Source organism: Desulfomonile tiedjei (assembly GCA_016212925.1).
Lineage (GTDB): Bacteria > Desulfobacterota > Desulfomonilia > Desulfomonilales > Desulfomonilaceae > JACRDF01.
Genome location: JACRDF010000006.1, coordinates 61,680 through 86,469, shown reverse-complemented (window position 1 = coordinate 86,469; position 24,790 = coordinate 61,680). Strand labels below are relative to the sequence as shown.

The 24,790-nt window shown below is 54.9% G+C and carries 23 protein-coding genes, 2 tRNA genes and 1 CRISPR repeat array; of the genes, 8 read left to right on the top strand and 17 right to left on the bottom strand.

Annotated elements, in window-relative coordinates:
- Positions 1-58 precede the first annotated feature (58 nt).
- From HY913_02960 to HY913_02945, 4 genes are all read right to left on the bottom strand, one after another.
- Positions 59-2,440: a xanthine dehydrogenase family protein molybdopterin-binding subunit gene (locus HY913_02960; GenBank protein MBI4962213.1), complete on the bottom strand. Its 2,382-nt coding sequence runs from the start codon at positions 2,438-2,440 to the stop codon at positions 59-61.
- Between the two features lie 67 nt (positions 2,441-2,507).
- Positions 2,508-2,990 carry a (2Fe-2S)-binding protein gene (locus HY913_02955; GenBank protein ID MBI4962212.1) on the bottom strand — a complete coding sequence of 161 codons (483 nt, stop codon included), beginning with the start codon at positions 2,988-2,990 and terminating at the stop codon, positions 2,508-2,510.
- 37 nt (positions 2,991-3,027) lie between these two features.
- Positions 3,028-3,894: a xanthine dehydrogenase family protein subunit M gene (locus tag HY913_02950; protein MBI4962211.1), complete on the bottom strand. Its 867-nt coding sequence runs from the start codon at positions 3,892-3,894 to the stop codon at positions 3,028-3,030.
- Between the two features lie 955 nt (positions 3,895-4,849).
- Positions 4,850-5,830, bottom strand: coding sequence for an NAD-dependent epimerase/dehydratase family protein (locus tag HY913_02945; GenBank protein ID MBI4962210.1), 981 nt, complete (start codon positions 5,828-5,830; stop codon positions 4,850-4,852).
- 381 nt (positions 5,831-6,211) lie between these two features.
- Here HY913_02945 and HY913_02940 point away from each other — a divergent pair, with 381 nt between their 5' ends.
- The 7 genes from HY913_02940 (at position 6,212) to HY913_02910 (ending at position 10,127) form a co-directional block, all read left to right on the top strand.
- On the top strand, positions 6,212-6,457 hold the full coding sequence (locus HY913_02940; protein MBI4962209.1) for a zinc ribbon domain-containing protein: 246 nt from the start codon (positions 6,212-6,214) through the stop codon (positions 6,455-6,457).
- Positions 6,458-6,489: 32 nt separating this feature from the next.
- Positions 6,490-7,296: a methyltransferase domain-containing protein gene (locus tag HY913_02935; GenBank protein ID MBI4962208.1), complete on the top strand. Its 807-nt coding sequence runs from the start codon at positions 6,490-6,492 to the stop codon at positions 7,294-7,296.
- A 151-nt stretch (positions 7,297-7,447) separates the two neighbouring features.
- A complete protein-coding gene (locus tag HY913_02930; GenBank protein MBI4962207.1) occupies positions 7,448-8,005 on the top strand; it encodes a MaoC family dehydratase in 558 nt (185 codons plus the stop codon).
- Entirely contained in the window at positions 7,987-8,394 is a 408-nt protein-coding gene (locus HY913_02925) for a DUF3795 domain-containing protein (GenBank protein ID MBI4962206.1), read from the top strand. The genes HY913_02930 and HY913_02925 overlap by 19 nt, the downstream gene beginning before the upstream one ends.
- A gap of 56 nt (positions 8,395-8,450) precedes the next feature.
- Positions 8,451-9,518 carry a DUF362 domain-containing protein gene (locus HY913_02920; protein MBI4962205.1) on the top strand — a complete coding sequence of 356 codons (1,068 nt, stop codon included), beginning with the start codon at positions 8,451-8,453 and terminating at the stop codon, positions 9,516-9,518.
- Between the two features lie 141 nt (positions 9,519-9,659).
- Positions 9,660-9,854: a hypothetical protein gene (locus HY913_02915; GenBank protein ID MBI4962204.1), complete on the top strand. Its 195-nt coding sequence runs from the start codon at positions 9,660-9,662 to the stop codon at positions 9,852-9,854.
- A complete protein-coding gene (locus tag HY913_02910) occupies positions 9,855-10,127 on the top strand; it encodes an OsmC family protein (protein ID MBI4962203.1) in 273 nt (90 codons plus the stop codon).
- Positions 10,128-10,478: 351 nt separating this feature from the next.
- Here HY913_02910 and HY913_02905 read toward each other — a convergent pair whose 3' ends face one another.
- The 8 genes from HY913_02905 to HY913_02870 form a co-directional block, all read right to left on the bottom strand.
- Positions 10,479-11,399 carry an AEC family transporter gene (locus HY913_02905; GenBank protein ID MBI4962202.1) on the bottom strand — a complete coding sequence of 307 codons (921 nt, stop codon included), beginning with the start codon at positions 11,397-11,399 and terminating at the stop codon, positions 10,479-10,481.
- 68 nt (positions 11,400-11,467) lie between these two features.
- Complete coding sequence (locus tag HY913_02900; GenBank protein ID MBI4962201.1) at positions 11,468-12,715, bottom strand: acyl-CoA/acyl-ACP dehydrogenase; 1,248 nt, start codon at positions 12,713-12,715, stop codon at positions 11,468-11,470.
- Between the two features lie 30 nt (positions 12,716-12,745).
- A complete protein-coding gene (locus HY913_02895; protein MBI4962200.1) occupies positions 12,746-13,312 on the bottom strand; it encodes a hypothetical protein in 567 nt (188 codons plus the stop codon).
- Positions 13,313-13,358: 46 nt separating this feature from the next.
- A complete protein-coding gene (locus HY913_02890) occupies positions 13,359-13,775 on the bottom strand; it encodes a MerR family DNA-binding transcriptional regulator (protein MBI4962199.1) in 417 nt (138 codons plus the stop codon).
- Positions 13,776-14,287: 512 nt separating this feature from the next.
- The gene (locus tag HY913_02885; protein MBI4962198.1) at positions 14,288-15,916 is read right to left on the bottom strand and encodes an NAD-dependent malic enzyme; all 1,629 of its coding nucleotides are present in this window, start codon (positions 15,914-15,916) and stop codon (positions 14,288-14,290) included.
- A gap of 359 nt (positions 15,917-16,275) precedes the next feature.
- Positions 16,276-16,352: transfer RNA gene (locus HY913_02880), tRNA-Arg, on the bottom strand.
- Positions 16,353-16,386: 34 nt separating this feature from the next.
- Positions 16,387-16,462: transfer RNA gene (locus HY913_02875), tRNA-His, on the bottom strand.
- Positions 16,463-16,603: 141 nt separating this feature from the next.
- The gene (locus HY913_02870) at positions 16,604-17,614 is read right to left on the bottom strand and encodes a tetratricopeptide repeat protein (GenBank protein ID MBI4962197.1); all 1,011 of its coding nucleotides are present in this window, start codon (positions 17,612-17,614) and stop codon (positions 16,604-16,606) included.
- Between the two features lie 138 nt (positions 17,615-17,752).
- Here HY913_02870 and HY913_02865 point away from each other — a divergent pair, with 138 nt between their 5' ends.
- Entirely contained in the window at positions 17,753-18,370 is a 618-nt protein-coding gene (locus HY913_02865; GenBank protein ID MBI4962196.1) for a L,D-transpeptidase, read from the top strand.
- Between the two features lie 538 nt (positions 18,371-18,908).
- Here HY913_02865 and HY913_02860 read toward each other — a convergent pair.
- The 5 genes from HY913_02860 to cas4 form a co-directional block, all read right to left on the bottom strand.
- On the bottom strand, positions 18,909-19,874 hold the full coding sequence (locus HY913_02860; protein ID MBI4962195.1) for an RluA family pseudouridine synthase: 966 nt from the start codon (positions 19,872-19,874) through the stop codon (positions 18,909-18,911).
- Between the two features lie 176 nt (positions 19,875-20,050).
- Positions 20,051-21,190 (bottom strand): gluconolaconase, encoded by a 1,140-nt coding sequence (locus HY913_02855; GenBank protein MBI4962194.1) that lies wholly within the window; start codon positions 21,188-21,190, stop codon positions 20,051-20,053.
- A 131-nt stretch (positions 21,191-21,321) separates the two neighbouring features.
- Positions 21,322-22,540: a CRISPR direct-repeat array (repeat unit 32 nt; unit sequence GTTTCAATCCACGCCCCTGCGCGAGGGGCGAT).
- A gap of 189 nt (positions 22,541-22,729) precedes the next feature.
- Complete coding sequence (gene cas2, locus HY913_02850; GenBank protein ID MBI4962193.1) at positions 22,730-23,020, bottom strand: CRISPR-associated endonuclease Cas2; 291 nt, start codon at positions 23,018-23,020, stop codon at positions 22,730-22,732.
- Positions 23,021-23,027: 7 nt separating this feature from the next.
- Positions 23,028-24,059 (bottom strand): type I-C CRISPR-associated endonuclease Cas1, encoded by a 1,032-nt coding sequence (cas1c, locus tag HY913_02845; protein MBI4962192.1) that lies wholly within the window; start codon positions 24,057-24,059, stop codon positions 23,028-23,030.
- Positions 24,056-24,766 (bottom strand): CRISPR-associated protein Cas4, encoded by a 711-nt coding sequence (gene cas4, locus HY913_02840; protein MBI4962191.1) that lies wholly within the window; start codon positions 24,764-24,766, stop codon positions 24,056-24,058. Before cas4 ends, cas1c begins: the two co-directional genes overlap by 4 nt.
- Positions 24,767-24,790 lie beyond the last annotated feature (24 nt).

Sequence of the window (24,790 nt, the reverse complement as noted above, 5' to 3'; positions counted from 1 at the left end):
CCGCCAATTCTTTGATTCGGCAGCAGAGGCCGCCCTACGGGTGAACAGCTATACTACACTAGCTGTTTCCGGCCTTCTTTAAGGCTGCAAGTATCTTTTCCGGCGTGATGGGCAGGTCCTTTATTCTGATGCCTATGGCGTCGTAAACCGCGTTTGCGATTGCAGGCGCGGTCGGGACGCAAGCCGGCTCGCCGATGCCCTTGGCGCCGAAAGGCCCGGAAGGCTCGAAAGGTTCCACAAGGATCGCATCGATGGGGATCGTGTCCTTTGCCGTGAGGATCTTGTAGTCAAGCAGGTTGGCATTCATGACCCGCCCGTGATTCACCTGCATCTCCTCAGTCAGGGCATATCCCGCGCCCATCACAGTGGCTCCGTAAACTTGCCCTTTCACGAGCATGGGATTAATCGCTCGCCCTACATCATGGGCTGCCACGTAATTCAGTATTGCAACCTGGCCCGTTTCCTTGTCCACTTCAACTTCCACACCATGCGCCCCAAAGGTGTAGCAGCACGAGATGTTCCCCTTCCCTTCCCTGTCCAACATCTCGTTCGGAGGATCGTAAAATGCCTCGCCGATGACCATTTCACCCTTGCCGGTGCCGACCATGTGAGCCTTGCGTAAAATCCGTGAGGCTTTCAAGCGGAAATGCGGGTTCTCGGGATCGCTCTTGCAGAAAACCTCTCCATTTCTCACATCAAGATTGGCAGGGTCCGAAACGAGGCTGTAATCAATCTCCGGGGAAACAAAATCCGGCTGGGTCCTAGCCTTTTTCTTCAGGTCCTGCTGAATTAGAAAAGGCATCCATCTGGAGGCCATATCCACGACCTTGGCCTTCACCTGGGCCGCAGCCATGAGTATGGCATGGCCGGCGATAAACGCGTGCCGGCTCGCGTGCGTGCCCACATCCCACGGACAAATCTCAGTGTCGCCTTGAAAGATCGAGACATCTTCCGGCCGCAACCCGGTAGCCTCTGCAACCATTTGCCGTATAATCGTTTCAGACCCCTGGCCCTGGTCCGTGCCACCGGTTATCACAGTGACTTTTGCGTCATCGTCCACTTTCAGTATGATGCCCTGCGCATCGGACAAGTAAACTCTCGCTCCGCCACCCACGTGTAGGAACGAAGCCACCCCGACCCCGCGGCCCGTTCTCTTGCCCTGTTTACTCTGCCATCCCAGTTTTGTTTCGACTTCGTCGAGGCATTCCTTCATGGGGCAGGTGGTAATTTTCAGGCCCATGGGCGAAGTTTCATAAGGAACATTCGCGTTTATCCGCCTGAACTCCAATGGATCTATCTTGGCAGCCTCGGCCAGTTGATCCATGGATTGCTCCACCACGTACGTCGCCTGCGGGTTGCCATATCCTCTCATGGCCTGTGCGTAGATGTTGTTGGTGTACACGCAGGTAGCCTGAAACTGAACGTTTGCAACGCGGTATAACGACGAGATCGGGATCATCATTACCGAAGGCGTGGTGGCTCCCCATGAAGTGTATGCTCCATTGTCCAGGATCATGTCCACTTTCCGGAACGTGAGGCGCCCGTCTTTGTCACACCCTTGCTCAACAGTGCCGATAACAGGCTGCCGCGGAGGACTGGCGGTAAATTCCTCCTGTCTGGTGAATATTATCTTCACCGGGCATCTGGTCTTCCAGGCAAGCAGGACCAGAATAAATTCGTACACGTCAGTGTCCAACTTGCTCCCGAAACTACCGCCGACATAAGGGGTCAAGATGCGGGTCCGCCCCTTGATCCCCATGCTGTTCAGGAACATGTCAAGACGGTCCTTGCCGCCGAACGGGACGTTGGTGACGCTTCGGAAGACCAAATTGTCGTCCACATCGAACTCGGCAATGCCGCCGCTGGCTCCCATACAGGTCTGGTGGACCCATTGGGTCCTAAAGGTATCTTTTACAACTACGTGGGATGCGTCCCGCGCCTTGTCAACGTCACCGAACGCGAGTTTCCACGGCAGCGGTAATATGTTGTTGCGTCTGGGTTTTCCTCGCGCGTCGAGTTCGTGAATTAGGGGGGCATCTTTTTGCATCGCCTCGATCGGGTCAAATACCGCCGGGAGATCTTCGTACTCTACTTTGATCAGGCTTAAGGCTTCCTCTGCGATTTCCTCATCTATAGCGGCTACAGCAGCGACCTCATCCCTGAACTGCCGCACTTTGTCTCTCTTCAAGGCGGTCTGATCGCCGAGAAATCCCACGCGCACATCGGGAGTGTTGAACCCTGTCAGGACTGCCCTCACACCGTGCAACCTCTCCGCTGCCGACGTGTCTATGCTTTTGATCCTGGCATGGGGGCGGGTGCTGTAGAGGATTTTCCCGTAAAGCATCCTGGGAAGAGCGATATCCCCTATGAACGCGGCGCGGCCCGTGACTTTGTCCTTGTCCGCACGGGGGAATGACTTCCCAACAAAGAGATCTCCCATTTTTTATCTCCCTGGCGCTTGGGGTTGAGGTCTGCCGTAACAGCGGCTGTTCCCGGGTCTCAACTTGTCATCCCGAGCGCTTGGACATGACCTCCGCGGCCTGCATCACCGATTCCACGATCTGAACGTATCCTGTGCACCGGCACATGTTGCCGGCAATCGCGTGCCGGATTTCGTCCTCCGTGGGTTTAGGATTCGCATCCAACAGGGCTTTCGCCGACATGATCATGCCCGGCGTGCAAAACCCGCACTGAACCCCTGCTTTGTCAAGAAAGGCCTGCTGGATCGGATGCAGCTCGCCGCGCTCTGTCATCAAACCTTCAATGGTCAGCACTTCTTTGCCTTCGGCCTCCAATACGGGATAAATGCAACTGTTTACAGGCGCGCCGTTTACCAACACCGTACAGGCGCCGCATTCGCCTTCGCCGCAACCCTGTTTAGCTCCGGTCAATTCCAGTTCGTCCCGCAGGACCCGCAGCAAGTTCCAATGGGGATAAACATCCACTTCTACCGAATGCCCGTTGACGATGAACCTCACGGTCCGCTTCATCGGTCCATTGCTCCTTTTCATTACCGGCTGTTGGGCGCTACCGGCGTGCGCGTTGCTGACAGATGAGGCCAGTTCGCTTTACCAGCACACCGATCATATCGCGGCGATACCACTCCGAACCGCGGATCGTTGTCCTGGGGCTGGCTTCGGCTGCTGCAAGTTTCCCGGCTTCAGCCAAGGCCGCCTCATCCACGATTCTGCCTTCAAGGAAGGCTTCGGCCTTCCTCGCGCGCAGAGGCACGGGCGCTGCTACGCCAAGACCTATCCTCGCCTTCTGGCAGGTCTTCAGGTCGTCATCGAATGACAGCAGCATTGCCACCCCGAGAATGGGCAGGTCCATCGCCTTGCGCCGAGTGTGCTTCCAGTAGGCCATTCCGGTATTCGAAGCAGGTTTGGGAACCACGAACTCGGTGACCAGGTCCCCTGTTTCGAGAACCGTCTTACCCGGTCCCTTAAAGAACTCCTCGATGCGTACAGATCTGGTTCCGCCGGCACTGGAAATCTTGACTTCGGTGTCCAGGACCAGCATGGGCGGAGCAGTGTCGGCTGACGGCGCGGCATTGCACAAGTTGCCGCCGATTGTCCCTGAATTCCGCACCTGTACCGACCCCAGGCCCCTCACGGCATCATGGATCGCCGGAAACCCCTGCTGAATCACAGGGGAAAGTTCAAGCGCCCTGTGCGGGGTAGCGCTTCCGATTCTAAGGTCCGCGCTCAGGTCAATGAAGTTCAAGGCGGGTATGTTCCTCAAGGAAATGAGGTACTCGGCGGATATGAGCTTCTTTTTCCATTGGACCATTACGTCCGTGCCGCCCGCGATCACCTTGGCCTTATCCCCGTACTGTGCGAGGAGACTCAGCGCGTCCTCAACCGACGTAGGTTTGAGGTATTCGAACGTTCTCACAAACGCCTCCTGCTGGTCTGGAAGTACTGATTGAAGGCTGGGCAGGAATCCATTTTCCGGCCTTTTTATAACACATTTGCAAGGCTTTTTACAATTAATGGCGGTGTGCTCTTGTCCGTTGAGTTGTAGCAAGTGTCAAAAAATAATGTCCGCCACTTGCCCTTTTGCGTCAAGCTCTTACGGAAAAACGAATTGTTGCGTCAGCACCATTTACTGTCCTTGGCCTGTGGTACGTACGGTACATTATTGATCCATATGTTGAGCTTTGCATACATTGGTCGCGTTATCATTCGATTAACATCCTTAAAGTAGTTTATAGTTTGACAAAAAACAGCAGGCAGTGTATTTTTTGCCCGTTCATTTCAAACAATTTGTTTTTCCGGGACCTATGGTTTCGGTTTGTTGCTTGAGTCCGGCAGAGGGTATAGGGGTTAGGGTCGGACTCTTTTTTTATGGGTACAAGGCCTTGAGCTGTTTGTGAGCTTAGGGCCTTTTTTAGTTTCATGCCATTACGCTTTCGAGCTGTGAAGATGACTTCGCAGCAGAAGCAGCACTGACCTGGTGCCCAGGTCAGTGGCACCCAACAACCCATCAATATCCACCAGGGGCGCGACGGACGAGGGCTTTGTCAGGTCCGTGTCCGATTCAACGGATTGTTCATTGGGTGCCCGCGCATCGGTATGGTGCGCCTTTTCGTTTATTCATGGAGAAGCATTGTGGGTTTTGTCCAGCTATTTATGTATGTTACTAAGAATAACCGCCAATGCATCAAGCAGAGCTTGACATTATCCTTGTATCTATGCTACTAACATAGTACCTTCCAGCTCAGGCTGCGAAAGGCAGAAAACCCGGCGCTACCTGCCTGACCCCGCTCCGGGTTTTCATTTTTTTCTCGCCCTGGCCTTTATCAATTCCGATCCGCGTCCCCATGCCGCCGCGATCGCTCAGAAGATTCTCACGCCAAATTCTTCCTGTACCAGGTAATGCTTTCCCCCAGGCCTTGACGAAGGTCGTGGCCCGCTGTGAATCCCAGCATTTTGGCCGCGAGCGAGGTATCTGCGAGGGAATGCATGACATCACCCGGCCGCGGAGCGTCGTGGCGAGGCTCGATTTGAGTCCCCAAAAGCTCTTGAAGGGTGCGGAGAAGTTCCAGGAGCGTAGTTCGCTCTCCCCGTCCTATATTGTAGCCTGCGCCGCAGGCCTCAGCCGGGGCGTCCAGAGCCAAAAGATTGGCTGCTACCACATCCTTTACATAGGTAAAATCCCTGCTCTGTTCACCGGTTCCGAAGATCACCGGTTGGCGACCCGAGACCAACGCCTTTACGAAGCGCGGGATTACGGCAGCATAATCGGACTCAGGGTCCTGCCTTGGGCCATAAACATTGAAGTAACGGAGGCCTACGGTTTCAAATGCGTAGAGACCCTTGAACAGGCGTCCGTAATCTTCATTCACCCGTTTGGTCAGCGCATAGGGCGACAGAGGAAGGCCCTCTTGCCCCTCGCGTTTCGGAAGGACTTCGCTATCTCCGTAGACCGACGAGGAAGAGGCGTATACAACCCTCGAAACACTGCAGTCCCGCGCTGCGAGAAAGACATTGAGAGTCCCGTCCGCGTTGACCTGTTGAGTTGTGATCGGATCTTCTACGGACCGGGGAACGCTCCCGAGAGCGGCTTGATGCAACACCGCATCCATGCCCGTTGTTGCGCGATGCACGGCTTCCATGTCACGGATATCGCCTTCAATCAGTTCAAAGTCCTTGTTGGGCTTCCAGCGGGCGTTGCCAAGTCCTTCCAGGTTCGCCCTTCTTCCAGTGCTGAAGTTGTCGAGGACTCGAACTTGGTATCCCAGTTCCAGGGAGCCTTCGACCAGATGGCTCCCAATGAAGCCCGCTCCGCCGGTTATCAGTATTCTCTTGTTGCCTTTATTCAGGGCCATGCCTCTTCTCCATGAAGATTCAATCCAACCTGCTCGAAAGAAGCATTAAAGGTAGCGATTTTCACCGGAAAATCAACGTGAAATTTCAAATGAGCGGGCAAGTTGTTAAATATGGTCTCACCCCTTGGTAAGGGCACGGCATGCCGTGCCCCTACATCTGCAGACTATGCGGTGAGAAGACTCTTGGTTGTTCAAAATGGGATTTCCCATTTAAGTAGGTGGCAAAACCCGAGATTCAACCGCGATTCCAAGATTTGCAAAAATCCCAAGATAAGCGTACCATGTCGGCGAACGCTACGGCAGGCCGATTTGGCTCTGATTTGCATGTGAATTCAACGGAATTGTTCGGTCCCCGAACACGAAAAGTCCGAAGGTGGTCTTATGCCAATACACGAATACAAATGCGCTGATTGCGGCGAGATAAACGAATTCCTTGTCGGGATCGGCAGAAATTCAGATGAGTTGGTGTGCCGCGGCTGTGGCGGATCTCACCTTGAAGCACTGATCTCCGCGGCTGCCTCCTCTTCGCGGTTCCATTTGCCCGGCTCTGCCCCGGGAGATTCCTGGTGGGGGAAAACCGCACCGCAGAAGGGTTGCCAAGGTAAGGGTTGCAGGGATAAATCCTGAGTTTGATTAGCCTATTAGAAAAGGGACACTCCGTGACTGTAACAGAATACGTGCATGGTTACTCTGATAGGGAATGCACCCGCTTGCTCGATCAGGCCAACACGCTCACCGACCTTTTGCACAGCGATACCATATATCCTTCCGGCAGCAGGGTCTTGGAAGCTGGGTGCGGAGTTGGCGCTCAGACTGTCATATTGGCGAAGAACAGCCCCGGCGCTTTCTTCACTTCAGTTGATATTTCTCCATCCTCCCTTGAGGAAGCGCGGGCTTCAGTCCAAAAAGAAGGCCTATCCAACGTAACCTTTCAGATTGCCGACATTTTCGACCTGCCTTTTGAGGCGGAAGGCTTCGACCACGTTTTCATTTGTTTTGTATTGGAACACTTGCAGAAGCCGGTCGACGCGTTGGTCCGCCTGAAATCGGTGCTGAAAAGAGGCGGCACCATAACTGTAATCGAAGGGGATCACGGTTCCGCATACTTCTATCCGGAGAGCCGGGCCGCGTCCAAGGCAGTCCAATGCCTGATTGATGTTCAGGGCCGGATGGGTGGAAATTCTCTCATCGGCAGACAACTCTTTCCTTTACTAAAGGCAGCCGGCTTTGCCGAACCGTTAGTCTCGCCGAGGATGGTGTACGTCGATTCCGGCAAACCGGGACTGGTGGAAGGTTTTACCAAGAACACCTTTATTGCAATGGTGGAAGGCGTTAGAAAGCAAGCGCTGGAATTGAATCTCATGGATGAAATCCAATGGGAGAAGGGCATTTCCGACTTATACCGCACCACCGAAAGCGATGGGGTGTTCTGCTACACCTTCTTCAAAGGCACGGCCACATTGTAGGCAAAAGGACCGAGCGACCGGCGGGCCTATACGGATTCGCCTTTCAGCACGCATATCAACTCGGGCATTGTCCTGCGACCTTGGGAGATGCTTCTATCAACCGGAACGCGATCATGTTTACGCGAACGCGAATCGGTGAATAAGAAAAGCAATGACACCTAGATCAGAAGGCTTGACCTGCTCAGGGGATTCCACGCACAACGCCGGTTTCAGGACTCCGATAGGAGACCGCTATTTTGAAGATTATGCCCCCGGCTCTGTTCACGAGTTGGGCGGCATTACGATAGAGGAAGCCGAAATCCTCTCATTCGGCCGGCGCTTTGACCCGCAGCCTTTCCACACGGACCCGGAGGCCGCTAAAAGGTCCAGCTTCGGAGGCTTGATCGCTAGCGGCTGGCACACCGCGAGTCTGATGATGCGGCTGTTCGTTGAGTATTATCTCTCGCAGGTCGCGAGCCTTGGCTCACCCGGCGTTGATGAGCTGCGTTGGCTTAAGCCGGTCTACCCCGGTGACAGACTCTCGGCACGAGTGACCGTCACGGAGGCTACTCGCTCACGCTCCAAACCCGATCGGGGAATTGTCCGCTCGTACATCGAAGTGCTGAACCAGCGCAACGACATAGTAATGACCATGAAGGCGTTGAACATCATAGGTTGCCGGGAAAAGGCCAAACTAGCAAAGGAGGAACAATGGACTATCATCATATGACCGCTCCCTGCGGACTGCCTTGTTTTGAATGCTATGCCTATTTCGCAAATGAGAATGAAGAACTGAGAAAAATGGTAGCCAAGGAATTAAACCTTCCTCTGGAACGAGCCACTTGCCCCGGATGCCGAAACGCAAACGGCGAGCCGCCCCTCGTCCCGATGTCGTGCAATGTGTACCCGTGCGCAGAGGAGAAAGGCTTGGAGCATTGCGGTGAGTGCTCGGATTTTCCTTGCGACCATCTGCACCCTTATGCGGATAACCACAAGCGCTGGCATAATACGAAGGTCTTCCATCTTTGCCTGATAAGAAAAATGGGTTTGGAGGAATGGGCCGAGAATAAGGCAAAAAGCGTTTTCCAGACCTATTTATTTGAGAAATTCAAGTTGTGAAACAGCTATCTTCCTTGTGATCTGTTCCAGCGAGTATTGACGAGGAGGCAACGATCATGTCCAAAGTAATGATTCATCCTGCCACTTATGAGACCGCCCGCGAAGCGGTAGAGCGGGCTTTCCAGCTCTTCCCGCAGGAATTGCAGGGCAAGACGGTTTTGATCAAGCCCAACGTGCTTAGGGCTTCGGAAGCCAAAGAAGGCATCGTTACTAATCCGGCCGTGCTCCGCGCGGTGGTGGACCGGGTGGAAGCAGGCAATCCCGCAACCATCGTTGTGGGAGACAATCCGGGGCTCTTCAACTACGGAGCCAACGAAGAATGCTTCAGGCAAACAGGCCTTATGGAAGCCGCCAAGGGCTATTATCGAAACATCGGAGACGATTCCCGAAAAGTTGATTTCAACCCTGATTTCATGGCTACGGTAAGCCCCTCCCGGATTGTGCTGGATGCGGATATCATCATCAGCCTTCCGAAATTCAAGACCCATGGATTAACTGTGATTACCGGCGCGATCAAGAACAGTTACGGGATTTTGCCAGGGGCGCAGAAAGCCAAACTCCACATGGCAGCGGGCTGCGCAGAGCGCTTCCATGAAATGGTGGTTGAGGTGTTTCGGCTCCGAGTGCCCGATCTTTTCATAATGGATGCTGTGGTTGGTATGGAGGGCAATGGTCCTGCTTCGCCCGATCTGAGAGACATCGGCCTGATCCTGGCTTCTGACAACGCAGTGGCTCTGGATGCTGTCATGGCCTCGATGACGGGATGCGATCCGGGTCGGTTGCGATTCCTCCAAAAGGCCAAGGAAGTGGGGCTGGGCGACTACGACCTGAACACGATTGAGGTCATTGGTGAGTTGAAAAGATTAGTCGATTTCAAACTTCCCCCGTTGGGCGGGGAAGCCATTGTAAGCAACCCGGCGATACAACAGGTCATCCACAGTCGAACCATTGTTCGGCCTAAAGCAGACCCTGACTTGTGTACAGCGTGTGGCACCTGCATAGATCAATGCCCGGCATCGGCCCTGTCCATGGTTGACAACCTGCCTCAGGTGGACGCGGACACATGTATCACATGCTTCTGCTGCCAGGAAATGTGCCCTGAGAAAGCCATTTCCCTGCAGTAAAGAGTTTTACAAATCTTTTCCGTTTCAGCCTCGGGCTGGGTCGGCGTATTGTAGATTCAAACGGTCGGAATGTTGTGGCACGAGCGAACAAAAGCGCATCTGTGCCCACAAGCTATCAAATTGTCCGAGAAGGAGACTGAGATGGGCACGCTGGTTCACAGATCCGTGAGCAGGATCGTTCGGGAAAAAGGCCCCACGAGAAAGGCGTTGATTGAGGGCTTTCCCGGTGAGGTGTATTACGGGGTCCATGGCGGGATCAAGGATTTCTACAAGGTTGAACCGGAAGTGGAACACCCGGCCACACTGGACCACATGATCACCGCCATAGCCGCTTGAATGATGGGCACCCTGGCCAGGTTCCTGGCTGAAAAACAAATAGGTACACCCGAGGAGAATTTTTGGGCGGATGTGGCAGGCGACATAGAAGATGTGGGAGGGGTCCTCAAAATCACGCGAATTAATGTCACTTACCATTTGAAGGTCCCGTCGGGCAAGGAAGATGACTCAAGACAAGCTCTCGCAGTGTATCTGAAAGGTTGCCCTGCCGCCCAGAGCGTCATAGGCTGTATTGAGATATTGGATAGCGCGGTTATTGAACAAATAGCTTAAGGCAAGCACCTTTAGAGTCGCGAGAGCCTATTCGGCAACCGCGCACCATGTCTAACTATTAAAGCCGCATCGAGAGGCCGCCGCATCTCAATCACGAACGGCCTCACTTTGTCTTGGCCCCGCTTCTTGCCGCTTCAAGTTACTCTCAGAGACCGAGAACTTTACGCTGGGATTTTTCCGAGCATTGCCCCGACCGCAGTGTCGTAAGAACTCTAGCTGCCTTTACCGCGTCACCGCATGGAACTCATGGCCGGCCTCTCCGCTCGGCTTCAACGGAGGTGACTCATTTCGCGAACAAATTAGTGCAAAAGCGCTCACCGCGTTTCAGTGGAGGGTTTCCGACTACCGTGGCTAGATTAATATCAACGTAATGGAAAGCGATACTACGGACAAAAGCGTCGAAAGCACGATCGAGCCAGCGGCCAGGTCAACATCGCTGTTGAGTTGCGAGGACAGTATGTAGTTATTCGGCGAAGTTGGCAGAGCAAAGTAAATCATGGCTACTTTGAGCGAGATGTCGGAAACTTGGAAAAACTGGGCTACGACGTACCCGACCAGCGGCAATAAAACGAGCTTGAACGCCGCGGCCACAACAGACAAGCCTAAATGGTCCCGGAACTTGGCAAAGGTCAATGATCCGCCGATGGAGATCAGTGCCAGAGGCAACGTGAGCAGTGACAGCAGGCTGAAAGTGTTTTCAACGAATACGGGAAATGGGGTCTGCAAGGTGGAGTACAATATCCCGGCAAGACACGCTATTATCAGGGGATTGGACACCATTGCCCTGAGAAGCATCCAGGCCTTCTGCCCGAATGAGTATTGTTGGCCGGAGTACCAGATCAGGCTCGAAACGGCCAGCACGTTGATGAACGGAATGACGAATCCGATCAGGACCCCGAAGCGCCTTACCCCTTCCTCTCCCACTGCGGTCAGGATCACCGCCATACCTATGTATGTGCTGAACCTGTAACACCCCTGTGAAAAAGACCCCACCTCGTACGCAGGCACTCCACGGACCTTGACAAAGATCAAGCTGGTAGCGAAAACCACAAATACCGCTATCCCGACGGCTAGTACGAAACTCCACTCGACAGGCGCTCCGGGCGCGGGCTTGCCAATCTTCCAGAAGAGCAAGGCGGGGAAGAAAATGTAGTAGATCAGCTTATCCGACATGCACAGGAAAGCATCATCGGTGATCTTGAAGCGCTTCAGCAAACTCCCGAGAGCAATGACTGCGAATATTGGAAGGACATTGTTGAGGACAGGCAACATTGATGAAGGACCGTTGTTGGTCGGGGTCCCCGGGGAGTCACTTTCCGTAAAAAGGGATGCCCCGCGGATTACCCCTCAAATATCTTTTCATCCGGAGCGTCAGCCTCGACAGCGTCCATTTCATGATCTCGCGTGAGCCTGGCCTCCTTGGCTGTTGTGTAATCCTTATACCATTCATTCGCGATTACCGCGGACATAATCTCGTTGGTGCCTGTCCAGATCGTGGCCAGTCGCATGTCCCTGTAAATTCGCTCGATGGGGTACACGTTCGTGTACGCTATGCCGCCCATGACCTGCATGGAATTATGAACAGCCTTCTGGCACGATTCAGTAACGAATCTTTTGGTTTGCGACACCATGCGCCGGACCCTGGTCTGACCCACGCCCGCATCAACCGCCCTCGCGGTCGCGTATACCATTGCTCTTGCTGCATCGAGGAGCATGGCCGCTTCAGCGACCTGAAAGCTTACTCCCTGGAATGTGTTGATAACCTGCCCGAAAGCCTTGCGCTTAGTAGTGTATCCGGTCGCTATTTCCAGCGCGGGCCGAGCGGCTCCGATAGTCATGGCCGCGGTTCCGAGCCTTTCGGGGACCATCATGGTGTTGAAGACCGCGTAAGCGCCGTTGACCCGGCCGACCACGTTTTCCTTCGGGACCTTCACGTCCCTGAAAACTACGCGACCAGCGCCCCCGCCGCGGCATCCCAGCAATCCATAGAGATACTTTGTCTCCACTCCGGGGCCGCGATCGACGATGAAGCAGCTCAGGGCTTTATGAGGCTCAGCTGCCGGGTCTGTTCGCGCATACACGAGAAAGAAATCCGCTCCATCCGCGCCCACGATAAAGCGCTTCTGGCCATTGATAAGAACGTAGTCGCCCTTGTCTTCCGCTGTGGTCGTTGTCCCGAAGAAATCGGAACCGCCTCTGGGCTCGGTCAGACACTCCGCGGAAAACAGCTCGCCGTTCAGGAGTGGCTTCACGTATCTTTCTTTTTGTTCATCCGTGCCATGGAGCACAATCGCGTCGCACACAAGTTCCGAACCGATCCCAAACACGCACGAGAAGATATATCCGAGGGTTCCGATCTCCTCCATCAGCATGCACGAGGTAACCCAATCCAGTTCGCGACCGCCCAATTTCTGCGGATATCGGCAACCGAACAGCCTGCGTCGAGCCGCCTCCTGAAGGAATTCCTTCGGAAAGGTGATCCTGTCGGCATCCATGTCCAGGATCATCTTGCGGGGGATGGACTTGACGAAGTCGCGGGCTTCGTCTCTCAATTTAATCTGTTCTTGGGTAAGCAGAAAATCGAACATGGTCTCCTCCTTGGATTTGAGCGCAAACTGTCAATTGACCGGTTGGCTTGGGTCCAAACTCAATGTATAGACGCATTCCTCGCCCTTGGCCTTGAAGCACGCTCCTAATTGCGGCTCAATGGTATAGGGTACGCCCAGTCCTTCAAACCAGCCCGTTACCCTCGCGAAGATGCCGCACGTCATGTATTGCGCCACGCCAGCCCGCGTTGCGTTCTCGTAAGAAAAGCATCTTTGGACGTGAACCTGGTACGAGCTATCGCCAACCTTGGTCACGCGATAATCGAGTAGGTTCGGACCCAACAGACCGATCATGACCTCCTGAATCAACAGAATTGCATCCGCGCCGGCGACCGCCGGCAGTTGTAGGGCCCTAACAACCCGTTTGCACTCCGCTTTTCCCAGTTCATGGGCTGCAATTTGATTCAGTCGATTAGTCACCTCCATGCCAAACTCACTCGCCACAGCCATGAACCACCGCGCGTCGTGGGACATCCAGCATTTGATCAGCAGCGCTTCGCGTTCCGACGGAGTGAGGCGGTTCAAGACCTCGACGGCTTGTTGCCTAAGCCCCGGCTGCAAGTCATCCTGGGTATTCATGTGCTCCCCTCCCCTTGCTGCGTTCGCAACAGTTGTGAGATGTTGTTCACCTATCCGCTAGTTCATGGAGGCGCTTTAAGAGCTTCTCCCGGACACTGAGCATATCCTGTTCCAAGAGTTCTAGTTCTTCGATACGCTCTCGAATTTCTTTGAGCTTCTTTTCGCCGTATGCAAGTGACCTTTGTATCTGCGTGACTTCACTGATATCGGCATCGGTCATACCGATCATCTCTGCTATCTCATCCAGGGAATAACCGAACCTTTTTCCTCGCAGAACAAGTTTGAGCCGAGCGCGATCGCGCCTCGTGTAGATTCGTTGATTCCCGCGGGTGCGCTGCGGCGAGACCAGTCCCTTCTCCTCGTAGAATCTGATGGAACGGGGGCTGATGTCGAACTCCGCTGCCAGTTCGGAGATGGAATACAGTTCTGCTTTCGTGTCTTTGCCAGAGGGATGTCGAGTCATACGGCCCAACCTAACCTTTACGTTAACGTTAAGTATAGTCGGCCCGGACCTAAAGAATCAAGTTCTTTCCTGTTAGGGGAAAAAGGAATCGGGAACCGCATGTCATACCGACGCGCTTTCAAAGAAGTGACTTTAGCAATGGCCGGCAGGGACGCCGGCCGCTACGAGACCAGACCAAGCGCCAAAGGTCCCAAATAACTAAACCAATGAACGTTCAAAGATTCGACATTGGGTCAAGCCGGTCTCTCAATGTTAATCGTATGAAAGCGAATTAGTATCAGAGGACAGGTCTAGTGCAAGTCCTTAACACAAAAGCCATGAGCCGTTTTGTTTCCCGGGAGTTCTGCGTTTTTTCATTGAGCAGTGAACAAGTGAGGATCATTGACTGGGTGCCACTGCCGGGCAAGCCAGCAGTGGCACCCGCTTCGGAGAGCCAGAGCGATGTTCACCCATGGCCGCGGAAGCGAAGAAGGTGTTTGAAACGGCGTTTGACTTGCCGGAAATCTTGAGGGTCACGCGAAACGCTGGTATTCGGGGTAATACATGACCGACTTGATATGGGAGGCTAAATCGTCGGGTCTCGAATTCCGTGCCAGCCCTCGCTTGTACGCCACGTCGGCCACCTCGACGGCAATCGCAGCGGAGATATCCCTGATCTTGGGCAGAGGCGGATACACGCGGCCTTGCGATAGATCCGCGTAAGACACCTGTTGGGCCAGGGTCCGTGCGGCAACCAGGAACATCTCGTCGGTTACGCGTGTCGCGGCCGATGCAACGACACCCAACCCGACGCCGGGAAAGATGTAGACATTGTTCCCTTGACTCGGCACAAAGGTGTTGCCGTGAGCAGTTACACGTTCGAAAGGGCTGCCGCTGGCAAAAATCGCACGGCCGTCAGTCCACGTGTAAGCCTCTTCTGCCGTGCATTCGGTCTTGGAAGTCGGATTGGAAAGGGGAAAAACAATGGGCCGCTCGTTGAACTCGGCCATGGCTTCCAGGACCTCTCGAGAGAACATATGAGGCTTTCCGGACACTCCAATAATTGCCGTGGGCTTGAGAGACTTCACGCAACCCAGGAAATCGGGGATGAATTCGTGATCATGGGCATAGGGTAGCTTTCGCTCGCCCAGATCAGTGCGAGATTTCACGACGAGGCCCTTGGAATCGACGAACCAGCATCGCTCCCGTGCTTCCTGCTCCGTGAGTCCCCCGGCAACCAGCGCCGAGACCACCAGATTGCCGCTGCCGATTCCAGCCTCTCCTGCGCCAAGAAACAAGAATCTGTGATCCTTGAGCTTTCCGCCCATTATGCGCGTAGCTGAATAAAGTCCGGCCAAAGTCACGGCAGCCGTTCCCTGAATATCATCATTAAAACAGCAGATCTCATTCTGGTATTTTTGCAGGAGTCGAAATGCATTGCGATTGGCGAAATCTTCGAATTGTATCAGCGCACCTGGAAAAACTTCTTGCACCGCGGCTATGAACTCTTCCATCAACTCGTCATAAGCGTCTCCACGCACGCGGGGTTGTTTGAGTCCAATATATAGTGGATCGTTGAGCAGGTCCTCATTCTCCGTCCCTACGTCAATGGTTACCGGCAAGCCCTGAAACGGGTGAATCCCTCCGCAGGCGGTATACAGAGAAAGCTTTCCCGCCGGTATGCCCATGCCGTCCGCCCCGATATCTCCGAGCCCGAGAATGCGCTCGCCATCGGTAACCACAATGATGCGAATGTCCTGAACGCGCGCATTGTGCAGAAGATCCAAGACCCTACCCCTGTCATTTGACGTAATAAAGATCCCATGGGGTCTGCGCAGGATATAGCTGTACTGCAAACATGCTTGTCCCACAGTGGGGGTATAAACGATTGGCATCAGTTCTTCCAGGTTTTCAAGGAGGAGCCGAAAAAAAAGGGTCATGTTGCGATCCTGAAGGCCCGCGAGAAAGATATACTTGTCCAGATCGTTGGACTTCCTCCTGACGTTTCCAAGGACTCTAACCAGCTGTTCCTCAATGGAATGGACTCGCGGAGGCAGGAGACCTCGAATGCCCAGTGCATCACGTTCTTCTTTGGTAAAAGCCGAACCCTTGTTAAAGGCAGGATCTCTAAGCACAGCGACCCCCAGGGGGAGGCGTATCATAATGTCTTTCCTCGGCCTTTTCCCTGGGGAAGGTGACTTCACGTGTTTGTTTGTCTTTGCTTTGGGCTTGGACATTTCGTTCTCCGTAACACCTGTGAGACCTAAGATAATTGTAGCGTCAAACGGGTTCCCGGCTACCCGCTTGCAAGGTCGTACTCTGCTCTCTTCGATCAGAGTAACCGGGCGGCGCCCATCCGGGAATTATACTCCGAAAAAGAAATGCTTCCTATCCTCGTATGCTATTGTCTCTTTGCCTGGCCCCGCCGCGGCAAGCATGGGCCGCTGCGGGTCCGGGCATCCTCAGAAAGAAGAAGCCGACTAGCCGGCATACGCCAACTAGTCGGCCACTCTTGGCTTTTTGGCACGCCCGGCAGGACTTGAACCTGCGACCTACGGATTCGAAGTCCGGCGCTCTATCCAACTGAGCTACGGGCGCAATAAGCAGACTTTTCGAGGCACATTTTAAACGGTGGGGAGAGCGGTGGGACTCGAACCCACGGCCACAGAGGCCACAACCCTGTGCTCTGCCAACTGAGCTACGCCCTCCACAACGATTAAATCTACAAGTTTAGTCCGCCGAAGTCAATATTTGTCGGCAAATCCCGGCAAGCAGTGCCTACATGGGCATTAAGCCTCCGAGATTTTCGCAACAGCGGAGCCCTTTTTGTCACGACCAAAACGATCCTGTCACCACAACCCTTTCGATTTTTTTGACCCAACCGGATGCCTCTTCCCATTCGTTGTCGTTGTGGCAGAAGCGGCCGCGGTCCTCTCCAGCAAGAGTTTCAACAAATCCGGCTTGGGCTTGAGCGCCATAGCGGCCCGGTAGGATTGTAAAGCTTCTTCCAGGTTGCCTTCCGTCTCCAAGGTTCTCCCTAACTGATAGAAGGCTTGGGGATCTCGCGGGTCCAGCTCCGCGGCCCGCTTGAAGTCCTCCAGCGCTGCTTGCTTGTTCCCCAACTGTTCCCAGACAAGCCCTCTCTGAACCAGACAGCCCCTAAGAGTTGGAGAGAGCCGAATCGTCTCACCGAAGTCTTTCAACGCCCCTGTCAGGTCGCCATTCTTCACCCGAACCAGGCCCCTGCTGTAGTAGGCTTGAAACATGGCCGGATTCAGGGCAATTGCCTTGGAATAAGCCGTTTTCGCGGAAGCGAGATCTCCCTTGAGGACCTTGTCGTTGCCTTTGTGCCAACAAGCCACCGCGGACGATCCCTCCGATCTCAGGCGAGTTTCCAGAATTCCGATCCACACTGCCAGGTTTTCCCGCCAGGCGGGCCGAGGGTCCAGGTTCAAGGCTCTCCTATAGAGTTCGATCGCTTCGGGAATGTTCTTTCCGTTGCGTTCCCATATCCCTGCGATGTTTTCCATGGCTATGTAGTTGTCCGGATCCGCTTCGAGGGCTTTCTTATAGTCTTCCACCGCCTTATCTGGTTGGTTCGTCATTTCATGGGCCATGCCTCTTCCGACGAAAGCACGCCCGGCCGGGGCCACGATCTTTGTGATCTGGGTGTAAAGCCTGATGGCTTCCTGAAACCTGCTCTCGTTGTAGGCCCGGTCCGCGGCCTCCAAGACGGCCTCGGGAGTGTTTTCCCGCGGGACTGGGGACGAATCGGCCGCGCTTAAGAAGGATGCCGATCCTGCAACCAGCCCCAACACGACGGCAAATACCGCCAAAGGCCACTTGACACGAGTCGGCATTCTTGCTTTGAACTCCGCAACGGACTTGAAGGCTGATTGTAGATTATTCATGACCGTAACAGTACGTTATGATACACAATGACGGACCCGGTCGTTGTGAACGATCCTGGCATCGCTAATACCAGTTATTGAGAAAAAATGGAACATGACCTTCAAGGGCTTCGGGCGCTCGGCACAGCAGCGCTTTGCTTCCTTTTTCTGGCGGTCCCGGTTTGTCCGCATGCCGAACCCTCTCAAGATCCTCAGCCCAAACAAGCGGAATATCGTATTGCCATACACTGCTCCGATGGGATTCTCCAATTATGGCGGCATGCCGAGTTGATCCGAGAGTACCCCATTGGAGTCGGCAAGGGAGGAGTTGGTAAGCAACGCGGCGGCGACCACCGTACGCCCGTCGGCGACTACGAGGTCTCCTGGATGGCTTCGCGCACTTCGGGCAAAGGCCATCGGATAGTGGACAACCGGAGTTGGTGCAAGGGAAATGCCTTTGTCGATGCTTCCACCGGGCCCGCGCTGGAGAAGCTGTGGTCAGAGCCGTATGGTGGAGATGAGGCCACGGTTCTTAGCATCAACTATCCCAATGTCAAAGACAGGCAGCGCGGCTTCACCGGTGAGTGCATCCACATTCATGCGGATAAAAGACATGAAGAAGGAATGCTGAAGAAGTCTTACGGCTGCATACACATGTTTCCCGCGGACGCTCAGGAATTGTATCAAATGGTTAATGTGGGAACCCCTGTAAAGATCTTGCCTTGAGGCACGGGGCATCCCGCTTGACCGGGCCCTAAACGGGGCGGTATTTGCTGGGCCGTCACGGTCTTTCTGAGAAATCAAATCCCCAGCCGGTACTAGGATAACTTTGAAGAAAAAAGTCTGCGCGTCGTTTTTTCACCGGAAAAGAGATCGCGAGGCTTTATGAATTCAGGGATGTGGATTTCGGTTCTTTGGTTCCCTAGTTTTGCCCCCAACTGAGAATTATTTCCTAATTGAATTCTAGCGATGTATAGTTACAATCCCGAGTACACATTATGTGTTGAGACTTCGTTTTGGACACGCCGGCGGTTCCCGGAAATGAACTATAGCCTGAGTTCCAGACATAAAAGTACTTGACTTACTTCGATCAAAAGTAGCAAAATCAGCCTGCCACATTAGGAGCTTTTTCCTTTTAGTTTGCGCCCCCGAAGCCGTCAAATCGGGGGTTTCTTTTTTGCGCCACGTTCACTATGAGGAAATGGGCCTCCAAACGCCCATCACTAGCACGCTCGCCGCCGTGTAGATCGTCCAGCAATCGGCATCAATTATCCTCGCACCCCACAATCCGGATTGCGGCAGCGATGTCAGCCGCTAAGAGCGAAGAGAACTCTACGTACTCGTGAGTCCTCGGGTGCTCAAACCCTAGAATCGCGGCGTGGAGCCCCTGGCGTTTCAGGACGCTTTCCAGGCTTCGCACTGCGGGGCCTGATGAACCCCCTCTCCTCCGGGGCTTACCATAAACCGGATCTCCTGCCACCGGAAGGCCCGCGGATGCCAGATGGACGCGGATCTGATGGGTTCGTCCCGTTTCCGGCGTTACCTCCAGGAGCGCATATCCTGAGCATAGTTGGAGGACTTCCCACCTCGTGACGGCCCGCCGTGGTTTGGAGGTCGTGGTGGAAATTCTCTTCCTGTCTTTCGGGTGTCGGCCCAAAGGAGCGTCAATTATTCCTTCGTCTTTGCCGGGATTGCCTCGTACCAAGGCCAAATAGACGCGTCGGATAGAGTGAGCTTTGAATTGAGCGGAAAGCGAAGCATGAGCAGCAACGTTCTTCGCTAGGACCATCACACCGGAAGTGTCTCGGTCCAGCCGGTGGACCACTCCCCACCGTCCGGGCTCTCCAACGCCGATCATGTCAGGCCTGGTTTGCAGGAGAGCGTCCATTAACGTACCTGAGTCTCGGCCCGCTCCAGGATGGACTACCAGCCCAGGGGGCTTGTCTACGACTATGATGTCGTCGTCTTCAAACAGGATTGGCGCTTGCGAAATTTCCGGTGCTTTAGCCGGCGGGGTTTCAGCTTCCGTCGAGACCAACTCCACCCGATCTCCGGGACTCAGAACGGTTGACGCGCGTACCGGCACACCATCCCGGATCACGAGCCCTTTCTTCATGAGCCGGGCCAGTGAGGATCGGCTTGCCCTGCCGGAGAGGCACTCGGACAGGACTTTGTCCGCGCGGTCGGGAGACGTATCGTCGGGAATCAGAATTGAGGGCGGTAAGACCATGCAGCTTTTTACAGGCCAGCGAAGGCACCGGCCCGTGTCCCGGCAGCCAAAGCCCGCCATTAGACACCGGACCTAACTTGCAAGTTGATAATAAAGTCTTTTGGAGGGGGTGCAGGGGGACCTTTTCTTCAGAAAAGGTTCCCCCTGCAATGTTCCTCTCCTCCTCTTCCCCGCACCTACTTCAACATAACCGGTTTGGCGTCGATTTTGACCCGGTAGAGCACGTACGGCTTTTCACGGAGGTCCTTTCCGCGGTTAAAGCGGGCCTGCCGGTGTAGCTGGTTCACAATGAAATAGAGGTACCCGTCGCCGGCCACGGACAAGGTGTCAGGCCACAGCACTCGAGGATCGAACACCAGCGTTTCGTATGAACCATCCGGAGATCGTCGCAGTATCGCGCCTTGGTCGAAGCTGGTCACGTAAAGATTCCCTTTCGAGTCGGATTCCAGGCCATCTGACGCGACCCCCTTTTCACCTTCTTCTTTAACCGTTGCAGCGACCTTATCTTCGGTCAGAGACTGATCAGCCAGCGCGTCGGTGCTGACGCTGTACAGACTCCAACTGGAGAGCGGGCTATAGAATAGTCTCTTCCCGTCATTGCCGATGGCTATCCCGTCTGCTCCCACCAGCACCAGCGAAGGTTTTCCGTTGGGAGGGCGCACCATCCACGGCCTGCCCTCCACCAGCGGGAAAAAGGAGTGAAACGGCCTCGTCGACTCATGATTCGTGAGCCGGCGCCAACTCTGGCCGGTCGCCAGGTCGACAACTATGATGCCGGGGGTTTCGCTAGAAGAATCGGTTATGAAAGCCATGCCTTCCTTGCCTCGGCGCAGATCGAAACGCATGTCATTGAGGTAGGTGGTGGGCATTGCCACGTCAGGCGTAAACACGATGATCTTGAAGACTTGATTGGTGGCCAGATCGACACCGACCAATTTGGGGCCCCCGAGCTTGGGAGGCCCGAATTCTATCCGACCCGTGTCCAGGAGCCAGAGTCGGTTCTTGGGATCAACCACCACGCTCTGCACTGATATTAGAGATTCGTATGGGCGCTCCGCGTTCGGTTTGTTGAAATCTGCGTTGGGGTATGGAACTGTCTCGCATTGCAGCTCCGCAACGGTGTACGGCACCTTGTCTCCCCACCGCGGAAAGTTCACGAAGATCCTGCCGTCATGTGATACGGTTACACCGGTCGGCATTGGTCCGTCGAACACGGCTACCGGTTCTATCTTTCCCACAGTGTGTGCCGTGGGAAGGTTCTCGGCTATCACGGACCGGCTTTTCGGGTCTGACGTACTATCTGCGGCATCCACCATAATATTTGTCGCGACAAACGCCGCCGCCACTATTGCCGCAATGAGTATTGATTTCAGCATAGCAATTTTCCCCCTCTTAAATTTGAGCAATCGATATAATTCTAAACCGCGGCAGGCTGTTGCACAAGTTGGTTTCAATCCACGCCCCTGCGCGAGGGGCGATTCGGCCATTCGCGGGATGTTCATCGCTGAAGCGGTTTCAATCCACGCCCCTGCGCGAGGGGCGATTCGGCCATTCGCGGGATGTTCATCGCTGAAGCGGTTTCAATCCACGCCCCTGCGCGAGGGGCGATGCTGCTCCAGGGCCATTGCTGTCGTCACTATGGAGTTTCAATCCACGCCCCTGCGCGAGGGGCGATCAGGGTTGAGAAAGCACCTGGAGGGAATCAACGGTTTCAATCCACGCCCCTGCGCGAGGGGCGATCCCAAAAACTCTAACAAAGTGGGGCAGTAAGGAGGTTTCAATCCACGCCCCTGCGCGAGGGGCGATATCCGAATAACCGGATGAGTCAGGAAGAGTTCGAGTTTCAATCCACGCCCCTGCGCGAGGGGCGATAGGGCGCGGAAGACGGCCAGGACACCATCGTTGTGTTTCAATCCACGCCCCTGCGCGAGGGGCGATCACGTAGCATCTCGGTCAAGAGCCATACTACACAGTTTCAATCCACGCCCCTGCGCGAGGGGCGATCTGCTGCGGCCGGACCGCCGACCGTGAATGTCGAGTTTCAATCCACGCCCCTGCGCGAGGGGCGATAGGGAGGAAGGGTCATGATTAGTTGGGGTTGCGAGTTTCAATCCACGCCCCTGCGCGAGGGGCGATAAAAGTGAAATGCAAGACTGGCTGGATTACGTGGTTTCAATCCACGCCCCTGCGCGAGGGGCGATTGAAGGCATGAGCTTCCTGACTGGAGATTTGCGGTTTCAATCCACGCCCCTGCGCGAGGGGCGATATGCCTCGATAAAGTTTTACTTCAGCCATCACGGTGTTTCAATCCACGCCCCTGCGCGAGGGGCGATCGACCAGGTATTCCGCAATCTGATACTGGCCGTAGGTTTCAATCCACGCCCCTGCGCGAGGGGCGATCGCAAAGCTAGCGCGGCGGGAGCAATACAAAAGGGTTTCAATCCACGCCCCTGCGCGAGGGGCGATCTGTGGCCGCAGTGGTGAGCTTCACCGCACCATTGTTTCAATCCACGCCCCTGCGCGAGGGGCGATCAACCGGCGTAGGAAACGGCTTTCTGGTCCAGTTGTTTCAATCCACGCCCCTGCGCGAGGGGCGATGAGCACACCTTGTTGTCAACGCTATCGGCGACCCGCGTTTCAATCCACGCCCCTGCGCGAGGGGCGATAGCGAGAGGGAGAAACCTTGATTCAGCGGTCCCTACAAGGCACATTTTTGCGAACCATGGTTCCCTCACGCTTAGTCATGGGTTAAGCCGGCCTCCCATCGGCAGATAACCATCATTATTCCAGGACGTTACAACAACTGCGAACCTCCCTGGAATTTCCTGGGAGTTTGGGGTTCGCAAATAGACCGATCAGACGATTAGTGATCCCTGCGGATCGTACGACTCCTTTGCGCCCACATGTTCCACCCGCAGCTTCCAGTTTTTTCCGAGAAAGTAAAACCGCAAGCTGTCTGTCTCCTGGTCAACTGCGTCGATCAAGCGCTGTCGCAAAACCGCCCACTGGGCGGGCTCCAAGAGACACTCGAAGACCGACTTTTGGACCCGTTGTCCAAGGTTCGTACAGATCTTGGCGACGCGACGCAGTCTCTTTTTGCCTTCCGGGGTCTCGGTGCTTACGTCGTATGTGACTAAAATCAACATGATCCGATCACCTCCAAAAGAACGGCGGGTATCCGTCGATGTCTCCCCGAAGGTAACGGGCAAAAAGCATTGCCTGTGCGTGCGGCAAAAGGCCCACTGCTATTTGCTCCTCTAGAAAGGGGTGCCTCAGGTCTTCCTGTTTGCGCTTCTGATAGGCCACAAGCACTGTCTTACGCGTCTCGTCATCCATCATGACCGCTCCTGTCTCGGTCTTCTTGAATCCCTTCCCTTTAACCTGTTGGCGGTTAACCAGTGACAGTGCGAGCCGATCCGCAAAGAAGGGTCGGAACTCTTCCATGAGATCCAGGGCCAGACCCGGTCGCCCAGGTCTATCCCGATGCAAATAGCCCACAGCCGAGTCCAATCCCACCGCCTCCAGGCTGGACGCCACGTCATGAGTCAAGAGCGTGTACAGGAACGAGAGAAGAGCGTTCATGTTGTCCAGCGGTGGCCGTCGGCTCCGTTCCCGAAAGAAGAAATCCTCCTTCTGGGCAACGATAAGATGATCGAAGACCTCAAAGTACTTCCGGGCCGCGTCTCCTTCCAGCCCTCGCACGGTATCAAGCCCGGCCGGCTTGCTCAGGCCCTCAGCTATGCGCGCAAGCTCACGCGCGGTATTGTCTAACGACCCCGTGTCGGTCGTTTCGGGATGGTCCCGCACAGCTCGAAGAAGAACCGTCCTGGAGTTTGCCACTTTCGCGAGGACAACCGTTCTAGCGATCTCGGCCGACATTTTGTCGTCGTCCGCTCGGCGGTACTGCTCACGGCGAAGCAACACATTTCCAGAAACCGGGCCTTGGACCCTTGCCCAGAACCGCCCATACTCACTCAGGAAAGAGATTGCAACGCTCCGTGCCGCGCATAAATGCATCAGAGGCGGGCTGCAAACGACACGGCCGAAGCACACTATTCCGCTGAGCGTGTGGATGGGCAATTGAAGCTTGGTCTGGCCTTCCACCTGTACGAGGACGGTCTCGCCTTCTTTGGAGAGATAGGCCCCCTGAGTAGTGACGTAAAGGGTGTTGAGCAGTCGCTTCATTGGTGTTCCCAATCTGTTGGATTCAACGCTTTTTGCAGGTAAGCCGCGACATTTCTTTGGACCCCGGTGACCTTGGGCATACAAACGGCCAACAAGGAGCACTCTCGGCATTTCTTCTGATATTTTGCCTTCGGCGTGCTCCTGGAGTCCACCAACCGATGCAGGTCTTGCGCGGCGACCTCTGTCTCCGTGCGCAGTTTCTCGTCAAAGGAGATTTCCAGCCGTCGTTTGGTCTTTCCGTAGAAAAGAGCACCCTCATTAATCCTCACGTTCAGCATCTCCTCCAGACAGAGCGCCTGCGCACAAAGCTGAACCTCATAGCCCCTTTCATGCCGGAGCCTTCCGGATTTGTATTCGATCGGATAGGGCCTCCAAAAGCCTTCGATCCCGTCCAGTTCAATTCCTGTGGAAAGTCCGGCCTCTTTATCGCTTGGAGGGCCGTGATCCGGCAGCTTGTGGAATTCAACCACGTCGGTCTGGCCCGTCAGACCAAGCCGGAGTGACCGGATTCGAAGCCCCCGAGCGATACGCACGTCACCTCGCGATTCGGGTTCGGCCTCATGCACCCGCTCGTGCGCCAAAGCCCCCTCAGCGGTGGCACGGTTTTCATCCCAAATCCCTTCAACAAGGACCAACGCCGCCCGCCTCGGGCAGAAAAGAAAATGCTGAAGCGCCGACAAAGGTAGTAGATCGTCTTCGGTAAACATGGTTTTCTGCCCCGGCGACGGAGT

What these genes read in the sequence shown, in the direction of transcription:
- HY913_02960 (MBI4962213.1), bottom strand. Translation starts at nt 2,440, where the DNA reads ATGGGAGATCTCTTTGTTGGGAAGTCATTCCCCCGTGCGGACAAGGAC.
- HY913_02955 (MBI4962212.1), bottom strand. Translation starts at nt 2,990, where the DNA reads ATGAAGCGGACCGTGAGGTTCATCGTCAACGGGCATTCGGTAGAAGTG.
- HY913_02945 (MBI4962210.1), bottom strand. Translation starts at nt 5,830, where the DNA reads ATGGCCCTGAATAAAGGCAACAAGAGAATACTGATAACCGGCGGAGCG.
- HY913_02940 (MBI4962209.1), top strand. Translation starts at nt 6,212, where the DNA reads ATGCCAATACACGAATACAAATGCGCTGATTGCGGCGAGATAAACGAA.
- HY913_02930 (MBI4962207.1), top strand. Translation starts at nt 7,448, where the DNA reads ATGACACCTAGATCAGAAGGCTTGACCTGCTCAGGGGATTCCACGCAC.
- HY913_02925 (MBI4962206.1), top strand. Translation starts at nt 7,987, where the DNA reads ATGGACTATCATCATATGACCGCTCCCTGCGGACTGCCTTGTTTTGAA.
- HY913_02920 (MBI4962205.1), top strand. Translation starts at nt 8,451, where the DNA reads ATGTCCAAAGTAATGATTCATCCTGCCACTTATGAGACCGCCCGCGAA.
- HY913_02915 (MBI4962204.1), top strand. Translation starts at nt 9,660, where the DNA reads ATGGGCACGCTGGTTCACAGATCCGTGAGCAGGATCGTTCGGGAAAAA.
- HY913_02910 (MBI4962203.1), top strand. Translation starts at nt 9,855, where the DNA reads ATGATGGGCACCCTGGCCAGGTTCCTGGCTGAAAAACAAATAGGTACA.
- HY913_02905 (MBI4962202.1), bottom strand. Translation starts at nt 11,399, where the DNA reads ATGTTGCCTGTCCTCAACAATGTCCTTCCAATATTCGCAGTCATTGCT.
- HY913_02900 (MBI4962201.1), bottom strand. Translation starts at nt 12,715, where the DNA reads ATGTTCGATTTTCTGCTTACCCAAGAACAGATTAAATTGAGAGACGAA.
- HY913_02895 (MBI4962200.1), bottom strand. Translation starts at nt 13,312, where the DNA reads ATGAATACCCAGGATGACTTGCAGCCGGGGCTTAGGCAACAAGCCGTC.
- HY913_02890 (MBI4962199.1), bottom strand. Translation starts at nt 13,775, where the DNA reads ATGACTCGACATCCCTCTGGCAAAGACACGAAAGCAGAACTGTATTCC.
- HY913_02885 (MBI4962198.1), bottom strand. Translation starts at nt 15,916, where the DNA reads ATGATACGCCTCCCCCTGGGGGTCGCTGTGCTTAGAGATCCTGCCTTT.
- HY913_02870 (MBI4962197.1), bottom strand. Translation starts at nt 17,614, where the DNA reads ATGCCGACTCGTGTCAAGTGGCCTTTGGCGGTATTTGCCGTCGTGTTG.
- HY913_02865 (MBI4962196.1), top strand. Translation starts at nt 17,753, where the DNA reads ATGGAACATGACCTTCAAGGGCTTCGGGCGCTCGGCACAGCAGCGCTT.
- HY913_02860 (MBI4962195.1), bottom strand. Translation starts at nt 19,874, where the DNA reads ATGGTCTTACCGCCCTCAATTCTGATTCCCGACGATACGTCTCCCGAC.
- HY913_02855 (MBI4962194.1), bottom strand. Translation starts at nt 21,190, where the DNA reads ATGGTGGATGCCGCAGATAGTACGTCAGACCCGAAAAGCCGGTCCGTG.
- cas2 (MBI4962193.1), bottom strand. Translation starts at nt 23,020, where the DNA reads ATGTTGATTTTAGTCACATACGACGTAAGCACCGAGACCCCGGAAGGC.
- cas1c (MBI4962192.1), bottom strand. Translation starts at nt 24,059, where the DNA reads ATGAAGCGACTGCTCAACACCCTTTACGTCACTACTCAGGGGGCCTAT.
- cas4 (MBI4962191.1), bottom strand. Translation starts at nt 24,766, where the DNA reads ATGTTTACCGAAGACGATCTACTACCTTTGTCGGCGCTTCAGCATTTT.